This is a genomic window from Phaeovulum molybdatiresistens (genome assembly GCF_023544865.1).
In the GTDB taxonomy this organism is placed as follows: Bacteria; Pseudomonadota; Alphaproteobacteria; order Rhodobacterales; family Rhodobacteraceae; genus Pontitalea.
Map to the genome: position 1 here is coordinate 80,637 of NZ_JAMJFX010000010.1, position 22,151 is coordinate 102,787.

General features: G+C 64.5%; 23 protein-coding genes. 8 read left to right on the forward strand and 15 right to left on the reverse strand.

Going from position 1 to position 22,151, the window contains the following annotated elements; genetic code table 11:
- Positions 1 to 32: 32 nt before the first annotated feature.
- Together MXB90_RS09150 and regB are read right to left on the reverse strand one after the other, a co-directional pair.
- On the reverse strand, positions 33 to 1,616 hold the full coding sequence (locus MXB90_RS09150) for a PAS-domain containing protein (protein ID WP_250043834.1): 1,584 nt from the start codon (positions 1,614 to 1,616) through the stop codon (positions 33 to 35).
- 76 nt (positions 1,617 to 1,692) lie between these two features.
- Positions 1,693 to 3,081, reverse strand: a complete 1,389-nt coding sequence (gene regB / locus MXB90_RS09155) for a sensor histidine kinase RegB (protein WP_250043837.1) — start codon at positions 3,079 to 3,081, stop codon at positions 1,693 to 1,695.
- A 95-nt stretch (positions 3,082 to 3,176) separates the two neighbouring features.
- Here regB and MXB90_RS09160 point away from each other — a divergent pair, with 95 nt between their 5' ends.
- The 3 genes from MXB90_RS09160 to MXB90_RS09170 all read left to right on the forward strand — a co-directional run bounded on the left by MXB90_RS09160 (position 3,177) and on the right by MXB90_RS09170 (position 4,847).
- Positions 3,177 to 3,812, forward strand: coding sequence for an SCO family protein (locus tag MXB90_RS09160; RefSeq protein WP_250043839.1), 636 nt, complete (start codon positions 3,177 to 3,179; stop codon positions 3,810 to 3,812).
- Positions 3,813 to 3,889: 77 nt separating this feature from the next.
- Positions 3,890 to 4,444, forward strand: coding sequence for an ActR/PrrA/RegA family redox response regulator transcription factor (locus MXB90_RS09165; RefSeq protein WP_250043841.1), 555 nt, complete (start codon positions 3,890 to 3,892; stop codon positions 4,442 to 4,444).
- 79 nt (positions 4,445 to 4,523) lie between these two features.
- Positions 4,524 to 4,847 (forward strand): H-NS histone family protein, encoded by a 324-nt coding sequence (locus MXB90_RS09170; protein WP_250043922.1) that lies wholly within the window; start codon positions 4,524 to 4,526, stop codon positions 4,845 to 4,847.
- A 6-nt stretch (positions 4,848 to 4,853) separates the two neighbouring features.
- Here MXB90_RS09170 and MXB90_RS09175 read toward each other — a convergent pair whose 3' ends face one another.
- On the reverse strand, positions 4,854 to 5,744 hold the full coding sequence (locus MXB90_RS09175; protein WP_250043844.1) for a LysR family transcriptional regulator: 891 nt from the start codon (positions 5,742 to 5,744) through the stop codon (positions 4,854 to 4,856).
- Between the two features lie 195 nt (positions 5,745 to 5,939).
- The gene (locus MXB90_RS09180; RefSeq protein ID WP_250043852.1) at positions 5,940 to 6,533 is read right to left on the reverse strand and encodes an HD domain-containing protein; all 594 of its coding nucleotides are present in this window, start codon (positions 6,531 to 6,533) and stop codon (positions 5,940 to 5,942) included.
- A 153-nt stretch (positions 6,534 to 6,686) separates the two neighbouring features.
- On the opposite strand from MXB90_RS09180, the gene MXB90_RS09185 reads away from it, so the two are divergent.
- On the forward strand, positions 6,687 to 7,172 hold the full coding sequence (locus MXB90_RS09185; RefSeq protein WP_250043853.1) for a hypothetical protein: 486 nt from the start codon (positions 6,687 to 6,689) through the stop codon (positions 7,170 to 7,172).
- A gap of 51 nt (positions 7,173 to 7,223) precedes the next feature.
- Here MXB90_RS09185 and MXB90_RS09190 read toward each other — a convergent pair whose 3' ends face one another.
- On the reverse strand, positions 7,224 to 8,588 hold the full coding sequence (locus MXB90_RS09190; protein ID WP_250043855.1) for an ammonium transporter family protein: 1,365 nt from the start codon (positions 8,586 to 8,588) through the stop codon (positions 7,224 to 7,226).
- A 25-nt stretch (positions 8,589 to 8,613) separates the two neighbouring features.
- Complete coding sequence (locus MXB90_RS09195) at positions 8,614 to 8,952, reverse strand: P-II family nitrogen regulator (RefSeq protein ID WP_250043857.1); 339 nt, start codon at positions 8,950 to 8,952, stop codon at positions 8,614 to 8,616.
- A gap of 271 nt (positions 8,953 to 9,223) precedes the next feature.
- Here MXB90_RS09195 and MXB90_RS09200 point away from each other — a divergent pair, with 271 nt between their 5' ends.
- Complete coding sequence (locus MXB90_RS09200) at positions 9,224 to 11,443, forward strand: transglycosylase domain-containing protein (protein WP_250043860.1); 2,220 nt, start codon at positions 9,224 to 9,226, stop codon at positions 11,441 to 11,443.
- 37 nt (positions 11,444 to 11,480) lie between these two features.
- Here the strand turns inward: MXB90_RS09200 and MXB90_RS09205 are convergent, their stop codons facing one another.
- Positions 11,481 to 12,104, reverse strand: a complete 624-nt coding sequence (locus MXB90_RS09205) for an MlaC/ttg2D family ABC transporter substrate-binding protein (protein WP_250043862.1) — start codon at positions 12,102 to 12,104, stop codon at positions 11,481 to 11,483.
- Positions 12,073 to 12,840 (reverse strand): MlaA family lipoprotein, encoded by a 768-nt coding sequence (locus tag MXB90_RS09210; protein ID WP_250043865.1) that lies wholly within the window; start codon positions 12,838 to 12,840, stop codon positions 12,073 to 12,075. Before MXB90_RS09210 ends, MXB90_RS09205 begins: the two co-directional genes overlap by 32 nt.
- A 185-nt stretch (positions 12,841 to 13,025) precedes the next feature.
- Here MXB90_RS09210 and MXB90_RS09215 point away from each other — a divergent pair, with 185 nt between their 5' ends.
- Positions 13,026 to 14,756 (forward strand): type I secretion system permease/ATPase, encoded by a 1,731-nt coding sequence (locus tag MXB90_RS09215; RefSeq protein ID WP_250043866.1) that lies wholly within the window; start codon positions 13,026 to 13,028, stop codon positions 14,754 to 14,756.
- 4 nt (positions 14,757 to 14,760) lie between these two features.
- On the forward strand, positions 14,761 to 16,056 hold the full coding sequence (locus tag MXB90_RS09220; RefSeq protein WP_462982261.1) for an HlyD family type I secretion periplasmic adaptor subunit: 1,296 nt from the start codon (positions 14,761 to 14,763) through the stop codon (positions 16,054 to 16,056).
- A 46-nt stretch (positions 16,057 to 16,102) separates the two neighbouring features.
- Here MXB90_RS09220 and MXB90_RS09225 read toward each other — a convergent pair whose 3' ends face one another.
- The 6 genes from MXB90_RS09225 to mbfA form a co-directional block, all read right to left on the reverse strand.
- Complete coding sequence (locus MXB90_RS09225) at positions 16,103 to 17,017, reverse strand: ornithine cyclodeaminase family protein (protein ID WP_250043867.1); 915 nt, start codon at positions 17,015 to 17,017, stop codon at positions 16,103 to 16,105.
- Positions 17,014 to 17,631, reverse strand: a complete 618-nt coding sequence (locus MXB90_RS09230; protein ID WP_250043868.1) for an HAD family hydrolase — start codon at positions 17,629 to 17,631, stop codon at positions 17,014 to 17,016. The genes MXB90_RS09225 and MXB90_RS09230 overlap by 4 nt, the downstream gene beginning before the upstream one ends.
- Positions 17,624 to 18,085 (reverse strand): YaiI/YqxD family protein, encoded by a 462-nt coding sequence (locus MXB90_RS09235; protein WP_250043869.1) that lies wholly within the window; start codon positions 18,083 to 18,085, stop codon positions 17,624 to 17,626. The genes MXB90_RS09230 and MXB90_RS09235 overlap by 8 nt, the downstream gene beginning before the upstream one ends.
- Positions 18,076 to 18,906: an S-formylglutathione hydrolase gene (gene fghA / locus MXB90_RS09240; protein ID WP_250043870.1), complete on the reverse strand. Its 831-nt coding sequence runs from the start codon at positions 18,904 to 18,906 to the stop codon at positions 18,076 to 18,078. The genes MXB90_RS09235 and fghA overlap by 10 nt, the downstream gene beginning before the upstream one ends.
- A 10-nt stretch (positions 18,907 to 18,916) precedes the next feature.
- Positions 18,917 to 19,846 (reverse strand): AEC family transporter, encoded by a 930-nt coding sequence (locus MXB90_RS09245; protein ID WP_250043871.1) that lies wholly within the window; start codon positions 19,844 to 19,846, stop codon positions 18,917 to 18,919.
- A 66-nt stretch (positions 19,847 to 19,912) separates the two neighbouring features.
- Positions 19,913 to 20,890 (reverse strand): iron exporter MbfA, encoded by a 978-nt coding sequence (mbfA, locus tag MXB90_RS09250; protein ID WP_250043872.1) that lies wholly within the window; start codon positions 20,888 to 20,890, stop codon positions 19,913 to 19,915.
- A gap of 126 nt (positions 20,891 to 21,016) precedes the next feature.
- On the opposite strand from mbfA, the gene MXB90_RS09255 reads away from it, so the two are divergent.
- Positions 21,017 to 21,184: a hypothetical protein gene (locus tag MXB90_RS09255; RefSeq protein ID WP_250043873.1), complete on the forward strand. Its 168-nt coding sequence runs from the start codon at positions 21,017 to 21,019 to the stop codon at positions 21,182 to 21,184.
- On the opposite strand, the gene trhO is transcribed toward MXB90_RS09255, so the two are convergent.
- Positions 21,157 to 22,086 (reverse strand): oxygen-dependent tRNA uridine(34) hydroxylase TrhO, encoded by a 930-nt coding sequence (gene trhO / locus MXB90_RS09260; RefSeq protein ID WP_250043874.1) that lies wholly within the window; start codon positions 22,084 to 22,086, stop codon positions 21,157 to 21,159. The genes MXB90_RS09255 and trhO overlap by 28 nt on opposite strands.
- Between the last annotated feature and the right edge of the window lie 65 nt (positions 22,087 to 22,151).

A 22,151-nucleotide genomic window follows, 5' to 3' on the forward strand; every position in this document is an offset into this window, starting at 1 on the left:
GCAAGTCGAATGCGCGCCACCGCGTCTGTGGGTTACAGCGCCTCGGTCAGCAGGAGGGGCGCATCGGACGGACCAATAGCTGTCGGCAGAATGTGGAACGAGGCCATCAACCCGCCGCCCGTCAGCGGCAGGAACCGGCAAGACAGCTGCCGTCCGTCGCGCAGCGCGATCCCCGCCGAAAGCGGGCGGCGATCGCCCATACGGCTGGCATAGCCCTGCAGCGCGGTCCAGATCGGGTTCGGCAGGCTGAAGGATTGCCACACCCGGATCGTATCGGTCAACGTGACGCAGCCCAGGGTCTCGGCCGGGTCGAATTGCCACAGCCGGGTGAAGGCGGTGTTCGACATCAGCAATTCCCCCGAGGGCTGAAACACGGCGACGGCTTCGTCGAGGGAATCGAAGACCTCATGGCTTAGCTCGGCCGCGGCACGGAACCGGCGGGTCAGCGAGATTTCCGAGGAAATATCTTCAAACAAAAAGGCGACGGCACCATCGGGATGGGGGCGCCCGGTCACCCGATAGGTCTGCCCCGAGGGCAGCGACCAGGTTTCCGAATGAAAGCCCGCGGCGCTGGCCTGTTCCAGCTCGGTCATCTGCAGACGCCAGCTGCGGTAATCCTTGGGTTCGGGCATCATCCGCGCCTCGCGCAGGCGGTCTAGAAAGGCGTAAAGCGTCGGGCGGCCCGACAGGAATTCTGCACCCAGTTGCGTCAGGTCGATCAGCGCGGGGTTGAACAGCTGAAGCTGCCGCTGCCGGTCAAAGATGGCAAGGCCAATGGGCAGATCGGCGAAGGTCTTGGTCAGCGTTTGCACGAAATCGCGCAAGGCCCGTTCGGCACGAACCGTTGCGTCTGCGGGCAGGGCAAAGCAGATCGCCCCATCTTCCAGCGGGTAGGCATGGCAATCGAACCACAGCGCGCGATCATCGGCAGCGGTGATGCGCAGTCGACGCGGCGCCGCGCTGGGTAAGGGCGCGCCAAGATCGAACAACCGCGGCAGGGGCCAGGACAAGACCTCATCGGGATTGTCGAGCGCGTTCGAGCGCAGGATATAGGCCCGGTTGGCCCAGATCACCTCGCCCTGCGCATTTTCACGCCAGCTGAGCACCGGCGAACGGTCGGCGACGGCGCGCAGCAGGTCAACCTCTTCCTCCAGCGCGCGGTAGGACAGTGCGTCCACCAGAACGCCCTGACCTTCGGCGCTGGGGTCGTGCAAGGTGATGCGCGCAAGCCCGCCCGCATCTTCGGCAATCAGCCGCAGCGGTGCGCCCTGTGCCATGCCGGGCGCCGAGGCAAGTTCCAGCCTGCCCCGATCCGCAAGCGTCGCCATCGCCTCGGCAAAACCGGCAAAGCGCGGGGCGGCAAAGGCACACAGGCGCGCCCAGTCGCTGCCGCCCATCGGAACGGCGTCAAGCAGCATGCGCGCCGGTGTCGTCGCATCGACAAGATCCTGATCGTCGAACAGGAAGACCGTTTCTTCGAGGGCAGGCTGCACCGCAGCCGCGCGGGGGCGCACAGCGAACCGCCCAAGGCCAAGCCCGATCAACAACAGCGCGATCAGGGCGGTGCCGATCGAGGTTGTCACGATGGCCAGTGCGAGCATCCACGAAGCGTCCATGCCTGATCCTTTCCGGGTTCTGACGGCACAGCTTTCGCAGGGAATGGTTAAGGCGTCGTTAAGACTAATCCGTCGCTCAGGCCGAAATCGGCACGTTTTCACCCAGCGCCCCGGCGTCGGGGGCGATCAGGCGGTCCGCCGGCCAGCGCACCTCAACGATGGCGCCACAGCGTGCGGGCCGTTCGCTATCGTCCAGAAACGGATCTTTTCCATTGGCAAAGCGCAGCCGCGCGCCGGTGCGTTCCAGCAGCGTCTTGGCGATGAACAGGCCAAGCCCCATGCCTTCATATTCGGGGCGTCGGGCACGGTCAGCCTCGCGGCGCGGGCTAAGAAAGGGATCGCCGATCCGCCCAAGGACCGAAGCCGGATAGCCCGGCCCGTCATCCGACACGCGCAGCGTCACGGTGCCCTCGGTCCATTCCGCGTCGATCCAGACGGTCGAGCGCGCGAAATCCACGGCATTCTGCACAAGGTTGCGGATGGCGTGGATCAGTTCGGGATAGCGGTAGACCGTCGGCTGACGCACGCTGCCGCCGGGGCCCGGTGCAAGATCGAAGTGAATCGTCTTGCCGCGATCCAGGTGTGGCTCGGCCGCTTCGCGCAGCACGGCCAGCAGGGGGGCGGCGCGCAGGTGCAGGTCATCCTTGCCCGCACGTCCCATCGATCGCAGGATGTCGCGGCAACGATCGGCCTGTTCGCGGATCAGGATCGCGTCATCGCGCAGTTCGGGGCGGTCATCCAGTTCATCCGCCAGTTCCGCCGAAACCAGCTTGATCGTGGCCAGCGGCGTGCCCAGTTCATGCGCCGCTGCGGCCACGACGCCGCCCAGATCGGTCAGCTTCTGTTCGCGCGCCAGGGCCATTTGCGTGGCTAGCAACGCATCGCCCATCGAGTGGATTTCTGACGCCACCCGGTGGGTATAGGCCCCCAGAAAGACCACACCGATCACGATGGCGATCCAATAGCCGAATTCCACCACGCCCGGCACCGAAATCACCACACCGGCGCGGGTGACCAGCGGCTGATGCAGAACCGCCGCGGCCGAGATCATCAGGATCGTCGCAAGGCCCAGCAGCAGCGTCGGCCGGGTCTGAAGCGCGGTTGCCGCAATCGTCACCGGCGCCAGGATCAGCAGCGCGAACGGGTTGTTAAGCCCCCCAGTCAGCGACAACAGCAGCGCAAGCTGGGCGGTGTCGAACAAAAGCATGCCCATCGCCTCGGCCTGCGACAGGCGGCGGCTTTCGGGGAACAGGAAGATCGCCACCAGGTTTGCCGCAATCGCCGCGCCGACCGTCAGCAGGCACAGCGGCAAATCCAGCGCGATGTCAAAGCGCCACCAGGCCACGAAGATCGCGGCAAGCTGCCCGGCAATGGCGGTCCAGCGCAGAAAGATCAGCGTGCGCAGCCGGACCCAGTCCCGATGGGTTTCGATCGGGTGTGTCGTTGAACTGGGGCGGTTTGCCATGTTGGGTCCTGTTGTCACATTCTCGCGGGTCAGCATTGATAGTAACTGCGCGATGCGCGATCAATGCGACGATCCGGATCAGTCAGGAAAAGCCAATGTCATTCAAGCCTCGTACCGCCGCCATATCCGCCGCCGCCGTCGTCGCGGCAGGTCTTGCCGCCGCGACCTGGTTCGCGACAACGGGTGGCGAGGCGGACCCTTTCGCCCAATGCCGCAAGGGGGCCGTTGCCGGCGGCGCCGCAGCGATCGGGGGGCCGTTCACGCTTGTTTCCGAAACCGGGGCGATGGTCACCGACAAGGACGTCATCACCAAACCGTCTTTGCTTTATTTCGGTTACAGCTATTGCCCGGATGTCTGCCCGCTGGACAATGCGCGTAATGCCGAAGCCGTGATGATTCTTGAAGAGCGCGGATATGAGGTGACGCCGGTTTTCATTTCCGTCGACCATGAACGCGATACGCCCGAACTGCTGGCGGAATTCACCGATGTCCTGCACCCGCGCATGATCGGGTTGACCGGCTCGCCCGAACAGATCAAGGCCGCAAGCCAGGCCTACCGGACCTATTACAAGGTGCAGACACCCGGCGACCCCTACACCCTGATCGATCACTCCACCCAGACCTATCTGGTTTTTCCCGAAAGCGGGTTCGTCGAATTCTTCAATCGCGACACCACCCCCGAAGACATGGCGCAAAGCGTTGCTTGTTTCATAGATGCCGGTGCGAAATAGGATTGCTGCGAAAGGAAAATTGACCTTGGCCGTTTCCCGGCATAGGTCTGACTAAACCCTGCAGGAGCGGTATGGACATGGCCGGAGAAGAGTTTGCGGAATTGGGCACCGATCGGTCGCTGCTTTTGGTCGATGATGACGTGCCATTCCTGACACGGTTGGCGCGGGCGATGGAAAAGCGTGGCTTCATTCCGGAAACCGCCGAAACCGTGGCCGCCGCGAAGGCCATCGCGATTTCGCGGCCGCCTGCCTATGCCGTTGTCGACCTGCGCCTTGAGGATGGGAACGGTCTTGAAGTGGTCGAGGTGTTGCGCGAACGCCGTCCCGATGCGCGGATCGTGGTTCTGACGGGTTATGGCGCCATTGCGACGGCAGTGGCGGCGGTCAAGATTGGCGCGACCGATTACCTGTCGAAGCCGGCCGATGCCAATGACATCACGAATGCGCTTTTGTCGCGTGCCGACAATCACCCGCCCCCGCCCGAAAACCCCATGAGCGCGGATCGCGTTCGTTGGGAACATATCCAGCGGGTTTATGAATTGTGCGACCGCAATGTCAGCGAGACGGCGCGGCGGCTGAATATGCACCGGCGCACGTTGCAGCGGATTCTTGCAAAGCGCAGTCCGAAATAACCGTATTTCGGTGAGAAACGCTTAGGTTTTCATTGTGATCTTGCGCGAAATGTTTATACGATCGCGCAATTGCACATTCATGCGGAGACTTGCCGTGAATATCGATGCCCTTTCCCTGAACGAACTCAAGACGCTTCGCGCGCAGGTTGACCGCGCGATTGCGTCCTATGAAGACCGCAGAAAGAAAGAAGCCCTTGCTGAACTGGAAGAAGTTGCGCGCAAGATGGGATTTTCGCTGCCTGAATTGATGGCCATTCAGGGTGAGCGCAAGCGTAAACCCGGCACGGCGAAATACGCCAATCCGGCCGATCCCTCGCAAACCTGGACCGGGCGTGGACGCAAGCCCAACTGGGTCACGCAGGCACTGGATGCGGGCAAATCGCTGTCGGATCTGGCAATCTGATCCGGCTCATTTCCGGGCGGCTGTTTCGGATTTCAGCCAGTCTATGAAAATGCGTGCGGCTTCGGGCATTGGTCCGGGAAGCCGCACGACATGATAGCCAAGGCTTGCATCCCGAATCTCGTGGATTTTGACGAGCCCGCCGCTTTGCAAATCATCTTCGATCAAAGCCTCGCTTTCCAGATGCAGGCCCAGTCCTTCGCGCGCTGCGGCCAGGGCAAGTTCCTCATTCGGGAATTCGTTGAACCGAAGCTTTGCCGGATCAAGACCGATCGATTCCAACAATTGCATCTGTTCGGGCCAGTCGCCTTCGCGAACCCAGGGCAATTTCGCCATGTCCTGCAACGAAAGACCTGTTCGCCCGCCCAGAAGGTCCGGCGCGCCGACAACGATCTGCGGCGCCGCTGTCAGGAATTCGGAAACAACGCCCGGCCAGGTGCCGTCGCCAAAACGAATGCCCAGCGTGGCGCCGGCTTCGCGCAGGTCAACGATGCGATGGTCCGGCAACAGCGATAGCGGAATTTCCGGGTGGCGCCGCCAGAACCGCGCCAGCCGCGGCATCAGCCATTCTGATGCAAAGGCGGGCGGCAGCGTCACAGTCAGCGGGCGTTCGGCGGTTGCCTGGCGCAGGCTTTCCGCCGCGGTCTGGATCAGCCCGAACCCGTCGGTCAGCGCCTTGGCCAGCCGTTCGCCATCAGGTGTCAGGCGTAGCTGCTTGCCGTCGCGCCAGACCAGGGGGGTGGCCAGATGGTCCTCCAGCGCGCGGACCTGTTGCGCAATGGCAGCGTGGGTCACGTTCAGCGCGCGCGCAGCGGCGCTGAAACCGCCCTCGCGCGCCGTGGCGGAAAAGGCGCGCAACGCGGTCAGCGGCGGCATGCGGCGCCAGTCGATCTCGGTCATCTGTTAGCTGATCTTTCAGGTCTTTGAAAATTCCTGACTCGCCTTTCGTGTCACGTCAAGCGTAGAACCGGGCCGCAACGATAAAAGGAGGGTCAATCAATGATCCGTATCTTGGCCGAAGTCATGACAATCGCCATTGGCGGCTTTGCGCCGCGCCCGCGTTTCGCGGGCGAACGTGGCAAGCGCTGATCCGCGTCAGGCGGTGCGTTCCGCCATAAGCGCATGGTGGCGCGCGGTATAGGCCGCGCGCGCCTCGGCCGGGGGGCGAAGCTGGATCGTCAGCCCCCGGGTCAGCAGGGGATCGGGCTTGCCGAACAGCCGATCCGCCTCGGTCGTTGAAAACCCCGCGATCTGTTCCGCCTCAAGCCGGGCCGAAACCATGTCGGCGGCCTTGATTGCCTTCTTGATCGGCGCAGGCAGGGCGGCGGGCAGGCCAAAGCGCAGATGCACCGCAGCCGTCAGGCGATCATCCAGTTCCTTGTAGGCGGGCCCGACCGCGGCCTTCACGGGGCTGATCATGTCGCCGATCACATATTCCGGCGCATCATGCAACAGCGCGGCAAGGCGCCATTTCGCCCCGATCCCGGGGTTGGCGCGGGCAAAGATTTCCTCGACCAGAAGCGAATGTTCGGCCACCGAATAGGCCCAATCGCCCCGTGTCTGGCCATTCCAGCGCGCAACGAAGGCAAGGCCATGGGCGATGTCTTCGACCTCGATGTCCAAAGGCGCGGGGTCAAGCAGGTCAAGCCTGCGTCCCGAAAGCATCCGTTGCCAGGCCCGTTTCGCCATGACGCCCCCATACCCATGCCGGGCCACCGCCCGCGCCGGCCGACAGTTACGGCTGCGCAGACGCGCTGTAAAGCCGCCGCGGCCCGGGGAACCGGATCCACGCGCGATGCGTTAGCAGGGGACAGAGGATGACAAGACCGAAAGGCCAGACCGATGCGCGTCTATCTGAAAAGTGTTTTTCCCGCTGCCGCCCTTGCGGCGACCACGGCCGCCGCGTCGCTTTCTGCGGTGATCGGGGTTTCGGCGCAGGAACAGGTGACGCAGGTGGCCCTGACCAGTGGGGTCGATTCCGTCGCGTCGGGTCGGCCGATGGATGATCTGGGCGCGCGCTATGGCGATCTGTCCGTCTTTGATGACATCGACCGGATTGGCGCCGATCAGCCCTATGACATCCCCTATTGCGACCGCCGGCCGCTGCTGCTGCAAACCCTGTCCGAGGATTTCGCCGAGGCGCCAGTCGCCCAGTCGCCGTTGGACGCAGGCCGCCGGGTCGAGCTTTGGGCCTCGGATGTGATGGGCACCTGGACGGCGGTGTATACGCGTGCGGATGGGGTGTCTTGTGTCGTGTCGTCCGGCGTCGATTGGCAGCGGTCGACAGACCCGGTCGCGCTCTTGGAACAAGAGGGTCTGTTGGGATAAGAAAGACCCTGCCGAATGGCTTCGGCAGGGTCCGTGGTATGGATACAGGCGTCAGCTCTTGACGAATTCTGGATAGGCTTCCATCCCAAGTTCGGCCTTGTCCAGGCCAAGGTATTCGGCCTCGGCGCTGGGGCGCAGCCCCATCACTGCCTTCAGCGCCAGCCAGACGATCCCCGAAATCACGAAGCTGAACACACCCACCGTCACGATCCCGATCAGCTGGACCGACAGGGACGCATCGGGGTTGGTGAAGACCACCGCGATGGTTCCATAGATGCCGCAGACCAGGTGGACCGGAATGGCGCCGACCACGTCGTCGATCTTCAGCTTGTCCAGAAGTGGCACGGTCAGAACCACCAGCACACCACCGAAGGCACCGATCAGCGTGGCCGCGCCCAGGCCCGGGGTCAGCGGTTCGGCGGTGATCGCGACCAGACCCGCCAACGCCCCGTTCAGGATCATCGTCAGGTCGGGCTTGCGGTAGATGATCTGCGTCAGCGCCAGCGCCCCAAGTGCCCCGCCCGCGGCTGCGGCATTGGTGTTGGCAAAGATCCGGCTGATATCGGCCATGTCGGAAATGGTGCCCATCGCCAGCTGCGATGCGCCGTTGAACCCGAACCAGCCCAGCCACAGGATGAAGGTGCCCAGCGTCGCCAGCGTCAGGTTGGACCCGGGCATCGCTACGACCTTGCCGTCCTTGTATTTGCCCAGCCGCGGGCCAAGGATCAGCACGCCCGCCAGCGCCGCCCAGCCGCCGACCGAATGCACCACGGTGGAGCCGGCGAAATCCAGAAAGCCCATCGCATCCAGAAAGCCGCCACCCCATTTCCAGCTGGCCTGGATGGGATAGATCAGCGCCGTCAGAACAAGCGTGAAGGCCAGGAACGGCCACAGCTTGATCCGTTCCGCCAGGGTGCCCGACACGATCGAGGCGGCGGTGGCGCAGAACATCACCTGAAAGAAGAAATCCGATCCGGTCGAGGCGTAGGAATAATCATCCACCGCATCCGAACCGACGCCCACCGCTTCCAGCGCGGCAAAGGCGAAGGCGCCCAGATAGCCGCCCGTCTCATCCGAGCCGATGGACCAGTTTCCCAGCGGATACATCAGGTTATAACCGATCAGGTAATAGGCCGTGCAGGCGATCGAGAACAGCGAGACGTTTTTCAACAACTGCATCGTCACGTTGCGCGACCGCACCAGCCCCGCTTCCAGCATCGCAAAGCCCGCCGCCATCCAGAACACCAGCATGCCGCCGATCAGGAACAGAAGCGAATTCAGGATCCAGACCACATCGGTCGGCACCGCGACGGCGGCGGCGGTCGTTGCCTCGGGCGCGGCATCCTGCGCCAGCGCGGGCAGGGCCAGAACCGCGACTGTCGCGGCAAGGCCCACAAGTTTCGGAAGGTTCTTCATGTCTCTTTCCCCTGATCCCAGCATCTCAAAGCGCGTCGTCATTGGCTTCGCCGGTGCGCACCCGCACCGCCTGTGCCACATCCAGAACAAAGATCTTGCCGTCGCCGATCTTGCCGGTGCGGGCGGAACTGCGGATCGTGTCCACCGCAGATTCGGCCATCTGGTCCGGCACGACGATTTCCAGCTTCACCTTGGGCACGAAATTCACGGCATATTCCGCGCCCCGATAGATTTCGGTGTGGCCGGACTGGGCGCCAAAGCCCTTGATCTCGGTCACCATCATGCCGCGCACGCCGATGGCGGTCAGCGCTTCGCGGACCTCCTCAAGCTTGAACGGCTTGATTGCTGCAATGATGAGTTTCACGTCGTCATCCCTTCCTTTGTCAGCAAGCGTTCCGGTGCCATTGGCGGGCACCCCACAATGCCAGCAGGCGCCCTTCGCAGGTGCAGCACAAGAAAACCGCCGAGGATGGCGCCGGCGGTTCGGGAAAAGTTGCACATTTTTTGCACAAATTGCGGCCAGCGCCCAAATTATGGGCGATCGCCAAACCGAATCGTGATCCAAACCCGCTCCACAATCGGGGGCGGGGCGTGTAGGGTGACCGCCAAAACAACAGGCATCGGATCAGGCGAATATGGCGGGATCGGGCGGGCGGCGGACGCCCCTGGTTGCAGACAAGCGCTATCCCTCGGGGGCGGCCCCCAAGGGAAGTTCCCCGCGCGGCGGATCGGGTGGCAAACGCCCCCCCCGGCGCAAGCTGGCGCGCGCGCCGCGCAAACGGGGCCTGATCGGGGGTCTGGTCGTCGGATTGGCAAGCCTGATCTGGCGGGTGATCTGGGGGATCGGCTGGCGCATCGCGATGATCGTGGCGCTGATCCTTGGCGGCGCATCGGCCTATTTCTACGCCAATCTGCCCGAACTGAACGCGCTTCTGGACGGGCGCAGCCGCGGGTCCGTCACATTTCTGGATCGCGAAGGCAAGGTCTATGCCTGGCGCGGCGAAACCTTTGGCGGCCAGATCACCGCCGAAAATGTGTCACCGCATCTGAAGAACGCCGTGATCGCAACCGAGGACCGGCGCTTTTACCGCCATTTCGGCGTCAGTCCGCGCGGCATCGCCAGCGCGATCCGCATCAACATGTCCGAGGGGCGCGGCCCCTTTGAAGGCAATGGCGGGTCGACCATCACCCAGCAGGTGGCCAAGCTTTTGTGCCTGGGCGTGGACTATGACCCCGCGATCTGGAAGACCGAAGCCGCTTATGAGGATGACTGCCGGGGCGGTGGCATCAAGCGCAAGATCAAGGAAATTCCCTTCGCCCTGGCGATGGAACTGAAATACACCAAGGATGAGATCCTGACGATCTACCTGAACCGGGCCTACATGGGCGCGGGCGCGCGCGGGTTTGAGGCCGCCGCGCAGCGGTATTTCGGAACCTCGGCTGCCAATGTGAACCCGCAGCAGGCGGCGATGCTGGCGGGTCTGCTGAAGGCGCCTTCGCGCTATGCCCCCACGACGAACCTGGAACGCAGCCAGGACCGGGCGGGCATGGTGCTGGCGCTGATGCGCGAACAGGGTTACCTGACCGATCCGCAATGGCAGGCCGCGCGCGCCAATCCCGCGATCCTGTCCGAGGCGGCGCAGAAACGCGCAGGCGGCTATTTTGCCGATTGGGTGATGGATACGGCGCCTGATTTCCTGACCACAGAAACGACCGAGGATGTGATCATCCATTCCACCCTGGATCAGCGGCTTCAGGCCGCTGCCGAGGAAGCGCTTGCCGAGGTGTTCAAGACCAAGGTCAAGGAAGGCTCCGAGGCCGAGGCAGCCGTGGTGGTCATGTCTGCCGACGGCGCGGTGCGGGCTATGGTCGGCGGGCGCAAGACCAAGGTGTCGGGGGCCTTCAACCGCGCCACCCAAGCCAAGCGGCAGACGGGGTCCACCTTCAAGCCCTTCGTCTATGCCGCGGCGCTGGACATGGGCTACACCCCCGATTCCATCATCGAGGACGCCCCCCTGACGATCAACGTCAGGGGATCAGGCCCATGGTCGCCCAAGAATTACAGCCGTGAATTCCGCGGACCGATCACCCTGACTGAATCCCTGGCGCATTCGATCAACACCTCGACCGTGCGCCTGTCCGAGGCTGTGGGCCGCGAGGCGGTGCGCAAGGTGGCGGGCGATTTCGGCTTTGCCTCGGACCTTGCCGATGGACCGGCGCTGGCGCTGGGCGTGTCGGAATCGACCCTGGTCGAGATGACCGGCGCTTTCGCGGGTATCCTGAACGGCGGATCGTCGGTGCAGCCCTATGGCCTGACGGAACTGCGTATCAAGGGCGACCCGGAGCCGCTGTTCGGCGCGGGCGGCGGCATTGGCGAGCGTGTGATTTCCGAACAGGCGGCGCGACAGCTGACCTACATGATGCATCAGGTGGTCCAAAACGGCACCGGCGGGCGGGCGCGCCTGCCCGACCGTCAGGTTGCGGGCAAGACCGGCACCACCCAGGCGGCCCGTGATGCCTGGTTCATCGGGTTCACAGCCGATTATGTGACCGGCGTCTGGATGGGCTATGACGACAACCGCCCCCTGACGGGTGTCACCGGCGGCGGCCTTCCCGCCGACATCTGGCGCGAGGTGATGCTGCGCGTCGAAAAGGGCCTTCCGGCAACACCGTTGCCGATGGCCGACCCGTCGGAGTGGCGCCGCAACGCCCCGGTGTACGAGGGCGAGGTCTATTCGAATGGCGGGGCTGCACCGGTCGTGCCGGCACCGTCCCGTCAGGCCGAACCCCGGCGCGAACCTGACATCGCCGAGCGCATCTTGCTGGAAGTTCTGGGCACGATCCTTGGGAATTGAAACGGCGGGCCATTTGGCCCGCCTGTGTCACCCGTAATCAGGCCGTCTTCAGATCCTGGATCAGCAGGTCGATATTGCCGCGCCGCCGATCCAGCATCGCACCGATTTCCGTGCGTTCCGAGGCGAGCATGTTCACCCCCTCGATGATGATGTTGAAGAACAGGTTTTTCCCCGACCTGTCCGAAACATGCCAAAGCACCTCAAAGGGGGCTTCGCCCTTCATAAAGGCGACAGAGCGCACTTCCCAGAAGGTCTTGACCTGACGCGCGCCGGTCACCTCGATCCGGCTGCCTTCGAATTCACGGAAACGGCGGCCATATTTGCGCGAAATATAGCTGCGGAACGCGGTGGTGAAGGCCTGCATCTGCGCGGCGGACGCGCTGCGTGCCGCCACCCCCAGCGCCGAACGTGCGATCGTGGCCACATCGGCATAGCGGGTGAAGATCCGTTCGAAATCAGCATAAAGCGCGGGGCCGGTCTTGCCCGAGGCGATGGCGGCATTCACCTCGCCCAACGCGGTGTCGATCAGGGCGCGGGCCTGCGCATCGCTAAGCGCAAAGGCAGGCCGCGGCATGACAAGCGCCGCCGCCCCGGCCCCGATCACGCCCAAGGCCGCGCGGCGCGACAGGTCATTGCGCGTAAGGGTCTTCGTAAGGGTCATAGGCATCCGCATCTGTCTCCGCTTGCATCCCAAGTTCGTAGCGGCGGTTCTGCAAATACAGCAGCCGCATCTGGGCATAGCTATCAGCACTTTCATGCAGGATCGAATCAACACTGTCGCCAAAGCGCAGCCGATCACTGACTTTTGAGGCGATGTTCAGCCCCGTCGCGACCTTGGCATCATCGCCATCCAGCGACGCGCCGACCGGGTCGATGACCGCATCGACGATGCGACCAACGGTGTCACGCGCGGTTGAGGGGCCCAGCAACGGCAGCTCGACATAAGCACCCTCGCCAAAGCCCCAGACATGCAGCGTCTCGCCGAAATCGGTATCAACCTCGGGCAGGCCAAAATCCGTAGTGGCGGGATCGAACAGCCCCGCCAGCCCGAAGGTCGAGTTGATCAGGAACCGAAAGGCATTCTGCCCGGCATCCTCGATCCGGCCCTGCAGCAGCGAATTCACTACCTTCCCGGGCAGGCCAAGATGCCCGCCTGCGTTCGACGCGCTGCGCAGGATTGGCGCGGGCAGATCGCCGACGCCCCGCAACACGCCCCGGTCCCCCGAGAACAGCGCCCGGTCAACCGAACGGTTGAACGCATGAATCTGGCGGTTCGTGGCCTCATGGGGGTCATCGATGCCTTGGGCGACGGGCGCAGGCGTGCAGGCTGCGGTGACGGTCAGCAGAAACAGAACCGGCAGACTGCGGGCAAAATGCTGGGAAACCCGGTTGTTCATGACAATTTCACCTTCAAGGGTCCATGCGACAGGGCATTTCGGGAACCGGGTGTCCGACAGACGAAAACCGGCCCGGCCTGCAGGCATACCTAGTGGCCACCTTCCGGTGTGGCAAGGCAGGGCGGCTGGAAACCGGAACTTTACGCTTCGGTGCGACACAAGCGGAACAATAGATGGAAAACCCCATGTCGCATCCCAACGGCCCCAACGGCGCATCCGAATTGCGCAGCGCGCTGGCACAGAACCGTTCGCTGTTCTGGGTGGTGCTGGTGTTTTCCGCCTTCGTGAACCTGCTGATGCTGACTGGTCCGTTATTCATGCTGCAGGTCTATGACCGCGTCCTGACCTCCCGCTCGGTTGAGACGCTGGCCGCGCTTTTTGGCCTTGTCCTGTTTCTGTTCGTGGTGATGGGCGTCCTGGATCATGCGCGCGGCCGGATCATGACGCGCATAGCGTTGCGCGTTCATGGGTCATTGGAAACCCGGGTATTTTCGGCCTCGGTCCGGCGCAGCACCACGGCCCCTACCGATGGCGCGGCCGCCGCCGCATTGCGCGATCTGGATGCCATCCAAAGGCTTCTGGCGGCGCCGGCCTTCCTTGCGCTTTTCGATGCGCCCTGGGTTCCGCTGTTCCTTGCTGCAATTTTCATCTTTCACCCGTGGCTTGGCATCCTTGCGACCGCCGGGGCCCTGGGGCTTGGTGTGATGACGCTTCTGAACCAGCGCCTGACCGCCGTTCCCTTGCGCGCCGCACATGGCGCATCTGCCCGGGCAGAGCGTCTGGCGGATCAGCTGCGCGATGAGGCCGAGACCGTTCTGGCGCTGGGCATGCTGGAAAACGGGTTCTGCCGCTGGCACGTGGCCCGGATGGCCGCCTTGCCCGGCATGGTGCGGGCCGCCGATCTTGGCGGGGGTTTTGCGGCATTCACCCGGTTCTTCAGGCTTCTGCTGCAGTCGGCGATGCTGGCGCTTGGCGCCTGGCTTGTCCTGCGTGGCGAATTGACGGCGGGCGCGATGATCGCGGCCTCGATCGTTCTGGGCCGTGCGCTCATGCCGGTCGAACAGGTGATCGCAGGCTGGCCATTGGTCGCGCGCGCCCGCGAAGGCTGGGGGCGGCTGTCGGGGCTTCTGGGCGATGTGGTGCCTGACCCAGGTCGCACCGCCTTGCCCCGCCCCCGCGCCCTGCTGGAGGTGGCCGATCTGACGGTCGTTCCACCCGGGCAGCAGGTGGCGACGCTGCGCATGGTATCTTTCCATCTTGAACCAGGGCAGGCACTTGGCGTGATCGGCCCTTCGGGGGCGGGAAAGTCGACACTTGCCCGGGCCATCTGTGCCGGTTTGCGCCCGGCGGCGGGAACGATTCGCCTGGACGATGCGGCGTTGGACAATTATGGCCCCGACGTCCAGGAAACACTTATTGGCTATCTGCCGCAGCGTGTCGCGTTGTTTGACGGCACGATTGCTGAAAACATCGCGCGGATGTCGCCCGCCCCTGACGCCGGAATGGTCGTGCAGGCCGCGCAGAAGGCCGCCGCGCATCAGATGATCCTGGCGTTGCCCGATGGATACGACACCCGAATCAGCGGAAACGGGTCACGGCTTTCGGGCGGGCAGATCCAGCGCATTGGCCTGGCGCGCGCGCTTTACGGAAACCCGGTCCTGCTGGTGCTGGATGAACCGAACGCCCACCTTGACCATGATGGCAGCCTGGCGCTGAACCTTGCCGTGCGCGCGATGAAGGCGGGCGGGGGGGCGGTGCTGATCATGGCCCATCGTCCCGCTGCAATCACCGAATGTGACAACCTTCTGGTCCTTGAGGGCGGGATGCGCCGCGCCTTCGGCCCCCGGGATGAGGTCTTGCGCGCGATGACCCGGAACGTGACTGATATTGTCCGCAGCGCGGGTCTTGGGGGATGAGGCAATGGTGACCGATGTGTCAACCCGCGGGCCCGTGCTGCTGGGCCTTGTCATGATCGGTGTTCTACTGGGCGGCTTTGGGCTCTGGTCGGGGCTGGCACGCATTTCCGGGGCGGTGGTTGCGGCGGGGCAGGTCGAAGTGGATCAGAAGCGTCAGGTTGTGCAGCACCCGGACGGCGGTGTCGTCGCCGACATATTCGTACGCGATGGCGATCCTGTCCGCGCCGGTCAGCCGCTGATCCGGCTGAACGGCGACATACTACGATCGGAACTTGCGATTGTTGAGGGGCAGTATTTTGAACTGCTGGCCCGCCGCGGCCGCCTTGAGGCGGAACGATCAGGGGCCATGGCCCCGGTCTTTCCCCCTGAATTGCAGCGCGTGGTGGATCAACGGGCCGAAGTGGCCACCCTGATGGACGGTCAGGCGCGGCTGTTCACGGCCCGTGCCGATACGGTTGCGCGATCGCTTGACCAGCTTGGCCGTCGTCTGGACCAGACCCGCAGCCAGATTGGCGGAATCGAGGCCCAGATTGCCGCGTTGGGGACGCAGAGCCAACTGATCGCCCGGGAACTGCAGGACCAGCGCGGGTTGCTTTCCAAGGGGCTTGCCCAGGCCGGTCGTGTTCTGGCGCTGGAGCGCGAAGCCGCTGCGCTGGCCGGGCGCCTGGGTGAACTTTCCGCGCTGCGCGCACAGGCCGAGGGGCGGCTGGCGGAAATCGAACTGGAACGGCTGCGCCTTGCCTCGGCCCGCCGCGAAGAGGCCGAGGCTGCGCTGCGCGAAGACAGCGACCGGCAGCTGGAGCTGGCCGAGCGACGACGCATTTTGCAGGCGCGCATCGCGGCGCTGGACATTCGCGCGCCCGTCGGCGGGGTTGTTCACGCCATGGCGGTTACGACCCCGGGGGCGGTCATTCGCGCGGCTGAACCACTTCTGTTCCTGGTCCCGCAGGACCGGCCCCTGGTCATCGCCGCGCAGATCCCGACAGTGCATATTGATGAGTTGCACATCGGGCAGCAGGCTACGCTGCGCCTGTCTGCCGTCGCCGGGCACAACGCACCGGAACTGTCTGGGCATGTCGCGCGCATTTCCGCCGACGCGCTGATGGATGAGGGCACGCGCATGCCGTTCTACCGGGCCGAAATCATTCCCGCCCCCGATGCGCTGACACGCCTTGGCGATCTTGCCCTGATCCCGGGGATGCCGGTCGATGTGTTCATCCAGACCGGGTCACGCGCGCCGCTGTCTTACCTGCTAAGCCCGTTTACAAATTTCTTCGTCCGCGCATTTCGCGAAAGCTGATCGTCTTCCTGATCACCCGGGCAAGACAGAAGGCCCAGCGCTGGCATCACCGCAGGCGCCAAGCCTGCAGGATGTATTGCGCGGTCATCAGGTCTAGATGCGCGCCGCCACCATTCTTGCACAGGGTGATGTCCTGCGCAGTCTCGCGCCGGAACGCCCCCGCCCCAAGATCGTAGTAATCGCCGACGATGTCGGTCTCGCGGATGATTCCGCGGGCGATCGGGTCGCGGAACTCGCCGATGTGATGGATCGTCGTGGCGCGCGAATCGCAAAACAGCCGGGCCCGTTTCAACGCGGTGTCGTCCACTTCACGCATGTCGGGACGATAGGCGCCGATCAGATCCAGATGTGTGCCCGGCGCCAGCCATGCCCCCCGGATCACGGGCTCGGATGACATCGTGGTCGTAGCGATGATCTCTGCCTGCCGCACCGCGGCCTCCAGATCGGCGGCCACACTGGCGCCGGTGGCCTCGGCCAGCCGCGCGGCCGATCCGGCGGTGCGGTTCCAGATGGTGAAGGCGGCGCCGGGAAAAGCGGCGGAATAGGCTGCGATCATGGATCGCGCAACCGCACCCGCTCCCACGATCAGGATGCGCCGCGCGTCGGGGCGGGCAAGTTTGCGCGCCGCAAGAAGGCTGTCGCCCGCCGTTTTCCATTTCGTCACAAGGTGGAAATCGACGGTCGCTTCCAGCAGGCCGGTGCGGTCGTTCAGCAGGTTCATCGCACCGTTGACCATGCCGCGCCCCTGGTCGGGGTTGCCCGGAAAGATCGTGGCGGCCTTCACCGCAATGCCCAGCCCGTCGATCCAGGCGGACCGGGTCAGCAAGGTATCGGGGCCGCGATACAGGAAGGTATCGGCCACCTCGGCGCGGGGCAGGCGGTGGCCGGCTTCCAGCGCCTCGGTCAGGGTCAGCCAGTCCAGATGGGCCTCGGCCTCGGGGCCGATCAAGTCGATGCTCATTGCGCTTCCTTGGCGGTCAGAAGGCCTGCGGCCACCAGCCGCGAAGCCCAGCCTTCGGGCCCGGTGAACAAATGCGTCTGCCAGCCACGCGCGGCGGCGGCTGCGATGTTGTCTGCCCGGTCGTCGGTGAACAGCAGCGCGCCAGGGGCCAGGCCGCAATCGGATTCGACCCGTTCATAGATCCGCGGGTCGGGTTTGATTACGCCCAGATGACCCGAGACATAGGCCCGGTCGAAGGCACGCAGGAAAGGATAGAAGCCGCTGGCATGCTCGAAGCTGCCGATGCCGAAGTTGGTCAGCGCGAAGACCGGCACCCCCTTGGCCTGCAATGCCTGCATCAGGCGCAGCGACCGCGGGATTACGGGCTGGGCCATCTGGATCCAGTCGTCGTGCCAGCGGCGGATATGGTCGCGCCAGCGCGGGTAGCGGTCTGCCCAGGCGTAGATGGTTTCGCGGAATGGGCCGCCGGCGTCGATCACGTCATTCATGCCGTGCAGGTCGACCTCGGCGAACATCGCCTCACGCTCGGCGCGGGGCATGATCGTGTCATAGAACCGCTCGGGCTGCCATTCGATCAGCACGTTGCCGATGTCGAAAACCACGGCCTCAACCATTCCCGTCCCTCATTGCGGCGCGCGCGGTGCGGTCCAGCGCATCCAGAAACCGCGACCTATCGGCCTTGGTGAACCCCTTGCCGCCACCCTGGCGAAACGGATCGGCGCTGCGCAGGTCGGCCATCAGGTCGCGGGTCGCCAGCACGTTGCCGATATTGGCGGGGGTCAGCGCCTCGCCGTCATGCTTCAGGACACGCGCGCCGGCGGCCACGCATTTCGCCGCCAGTGGGATGTCGCCGGTCACCACAACATCGCCGCGGCCGGCGCGGTCGGCGATCCACTTGTCGGCCTCATCCGGGCCTTCGGGGACATAGACCATCTGAACCAGCGGGTTGGCCGAGGGCCGCAGCCCGCCGTTCGACACGATCAGAAGTTCGATCCCCAGACGCGTCGCCACGCGCTCGGCCTCATCCTTTACGGGGCAGGCATCGGCATCCAGATAGATCACCGCCAAAGCGCCTCGGCATGGAAAGCGATATGGTCGGGGATAAAGCTGGCCACGAAGAAATAGCTGTGGTCATAGCCGCGCTGCACGCGGAAGGCGCCGGGCTGGCGACGGGTGGCCATTGCACCGGCCAGCGCCTCGGGGCGCAGAAGGGTCAGGAACTGATCCTGCGCGCCCTGATCCACCAGCACATCGCCATCAAACCCGTATTCCGTCATCAGATGGGTGGAATCGTGGTTCAGCCAAAGGCTTTCGTCGCTGCCAAGATAGGCCGAAAGCTGTTTGCGACCCCAGTCCGATTGCGTCGGCTGCGCGATCGGCGCGAAGGCGGAAACCGACCGGAACCGCCCCGGCAGGCGCATGGCCAGCGTCAGCGCGCCATGCCCGCCCATCGAATGGCCGGTGATGGACTGGCGCTCCTCATCCAGCGGGAAGGCGGCGGTGACGATGCGGGGCAGTTCCTCGGCCAGGTAATCCCACATACGGAAATGCGGTGCCCAGGGTGCCTGGGTGGCGTTGACGTAGAACCCGGCACCCTGGCCCAGATCATAGGCTTCGTCATTGGCGACGCCTTCGCCGCGCGGCGAGGTGTCGGGGAAGACCAGCGCCAGCCCGTGTTCGGCGGCCCATTTCTGCGCGCCGGCCTTGACCATGGCGTTTTCGTGGGTGCAGGTCAGCCCCGACAGATACCACAGCACCGGCACCGGGCTGCGGTCGGCCTCTTCGGGCAGAAACAGACCAAAGGTCATCTCGGTTCCGGTGGCCTGTGAGGGGTGGGCATAAACGCCCTGAACGCCCCCGAAACAGCGATTTTCCGATATCGTGCGCATCTGTCTTCTCCTAAAGGCTTGTGACCCAGGCGATGACGGCTGGCACCGTAAGGATGCTGACAGCCGTGGAAATCAGGATCGAGGCCGAAACGCGCTGCGGCGCAACCCCGTAGTGACTGGCAAGGATATAGACATTGCCCGCCACGGGAAGGGCCGCAGCCGCGATCATCACACCGGCGGCGTAGATTTCGACCTGGAACACCCAAAGCGCCATCACCGCGACGGCCAGGGGGTGCAACACCAGCTTGGCAAAGGACAGCCAAAGCGCGGGGCGCACACGTTCCGCGGATCGCTCGGCCAGTGATGCGCCGATGGCGAACAGCGCCACCGGCGTTGCCGCGGCCCCCAGCAGGGTCATGAATTCGCCCAGGGGCTGCGGCATCGGCAGCTTCATCGCGGCCCAGGCAAGGCCCGCCGCCATGGACACGATCATCGGGTTCTTCAGCAGGCCCAGCCCCAGCGCCCCGAACAGCGACCATGAAACCCTGCCGTGCCGGGCCTTGGTCACGATCAGGGTGAACAGGCTGGAAAACACGATCAGGTCAATCGCCAGCACCATCAGAACCGGACCCGCCGCAGCCGGCCCCAGCAGCATCACCAGCATCGGCACACCCAGAAAGCCGGTATTGCCGGTCATCGCGGTATGCGCCTCCATCGCCGCCTCGGCGGCGGGAAGGCGCCGGGCCAGGGCCGCGCCCATCCCCAGCGCCCAGACCAGGACCGATCCGCACAGATAGGCCAGCGCGAAGGCCGGGTCGAACAGCTGATCCAGCGACAGCTGCGCGCTGAAATTGAACAGCATCGCCGACAGCGCGAAATAAAAGACGAATTTCGTCAGCGCCGCCGTTGCTTGGGCGGGGAACACGCGGATGCGCCCGGCAAACCAGCCCAGGCCGATCACCGCGAAAAAGGGAAGGGTCTTGATAAAGATCGCCAGCATGGCCAATGGCTAGCATGCGGCCTTTTGCCTTGCCAGCGCCGCTTGGAAAATTCTTTCTCCGGTCTGTCAGCCCCCGCCGATCAGCGCGCCCGCGGCAAAGACCAGCGCGCCCCCCAGCACCACCTGCATCGCCGCCCGCAGGAAGGGCGTTTCCATGAAGCGGTTCTGAATCCAGGCGATTGCCCAAAGCTCGATGAAGACGACGATGATCGCGATGGTGGTGGCGGTCCAGAAATCGGGGATCAGATAGGGCAGGGCGTGGCCCATGCCCCCCAGCGCCGTCATGATGCCCGAGGCAAAGCCGCGTTTCCACGGGCTGCCGCGCCCCGACAATTCGCCATCATCGGATGCGGCTTCGGTAAAGCCCATGGATATGCCCGCCCCGACCGAGGCAGCGGCCCCCACCAGAAATGTGGTCCAGGTGTCCTGTGTGGCAAAGGCGGTGGCAAAGATCGGCGCCAGCGTCGAGACCGAACCATCCATCAGCCCAGCCAGACCGGGCTGCACCCAGGTCAGCACGAACTGGCGGTGGGCGGCGCGGTCCTCTTCGGATTTGGCATCTTCGGTCAGGTGGGTTTCGCCCAGTTCCTGCGCGCGCGTCTGGTGGCCCTGTTCCGCGGCGGCCAGATCGCCCAGAAGCTTTCGCGTTGCCGCGTCTGCGGTGCGTTGCGCGGCGCGGGTGTAGAACTGTCCGGCTTCGCGCTCCATCGCCTCGGCCTCGGCGCGGATGGCGTCAAGCGGCAGGTTCTTGGCCAGCCAGATCGGTTTGCGGGCGTAAAAGCCCGCGACATGTTCGCGCCGGATCAGTGGGATCATCTCGCCAAACCGGTCGCGGTGGCGATCGATCAGGCGGCGCCGGTGTTCATCCTCTTCGGCGGCCATGGCCTCAAAGATCCGCGCGGTGGCCGGATAATCGGCGCGCAGCCGTTCGGCATATTGGCGGTAGATGCGGGCGTCGTCCTCTTCCGAGGAAATGGCAAGCGCCAGCACCTCTTGTTCGCTGAGGTCCGAGAAGCGGCGGCGCTGGGCAAATCCGGGGATCATTGCGGGGCTCCGTTTAGAATTATTCTAATGTATCGTGGTGGCGCATGCATGCAACTGGCAAAATGAACCGAGCATCCAACATTCATCCTGAAAACTGAGCTGACCTGCTCAGTCGGGAATTGGCCGATGATACGCATCATTCTGGGCCTTGTCCTTGCCGTTGCGACCGCCGCCCCGGTGCTTGCCGGGGGCATGGGGTTTGACCTTCCGCGCCTGGGCTTTCCGGCGCAAGGGGAAACGGTGACGCGGGCCCGTTCCGATCTGGTTCAGTCCGCGTCCGGCGCGCCGGACTGACCCCGGCCCAGGTGCCGTTCGCCGCGCTGGACGGCAAGGCGCATCTGGCGTTCGCGTTCGCGGAACCGGGTGCGGTCGGCATCGGAATATTCACCGATGCAATGTGGGCAGGAAACGCCCTGTTCAAAGCTGGGATGGGCCTTGTCCGCAGGTGAAACCGGGCGGCGGCAGGCGTGGCAGCTGTCGTAATCGCCCTGTTTCAACCCGTGGCGCAGGCTGACGCGGCCATCAAACACAAAGCAATCGCCCCGCCACAGGCTTTCCATCTCGGGGACATCTTCCAGATATTTCAGGATGCCGCCCTTCAGGTGAAAGACATCCTCAACCCCCTGGCTCAGCAGGTAATTGGTGGATTTTTCACAACGGATGCCGCCAGTGCAGAACATCGCCACCCGTTTGTTGTGAAAGCGGTGGGCGTTATCCTGCCACCAGCGCGGGAAGTCGCGGAACGACCGTGTGCCCGGATCGACGGCGCCTTCGAAGGTGCCGATGGCGACCTCATAATCGTTGCGGGTGTCGATCACCACCACATCGGGGGCAGAGATGAGGGCATTCCAATCCTGCGGCTGGACATAATGGCCCACCGCGGCGCGGGGGTCGACCGCGGGCTGGCCCATCGTCACGATTTCGCGCTTCAGGCGCACCTTCATCCGGCCAAAGGGCATTTCCGCGGCGGTGCTTTCCTTCCACTCCAGCCCCGCACAGCCGGGCAGGGCGCGGATATGGGCGATCACCGCATCGATACCCGCACGCGGCCCGGCGATGGTGCCGTTGATCCCCTCGGGCGCAAGCAGAAGCGATCCGCGCACGCCTTCGCCTTCGGCCAAGGCCAGCAGCGGCCCGCGCAGCGCGGCGGGGTCGGCAAAGCGGGTGAAATGATAAAGGGCAGCGACGATATACATGCCGGTTCCCTACGCCTTGCCCCCCTGCGCTGCAAGGCTTCACGTTGACGCGGCGCGCCCCAGAC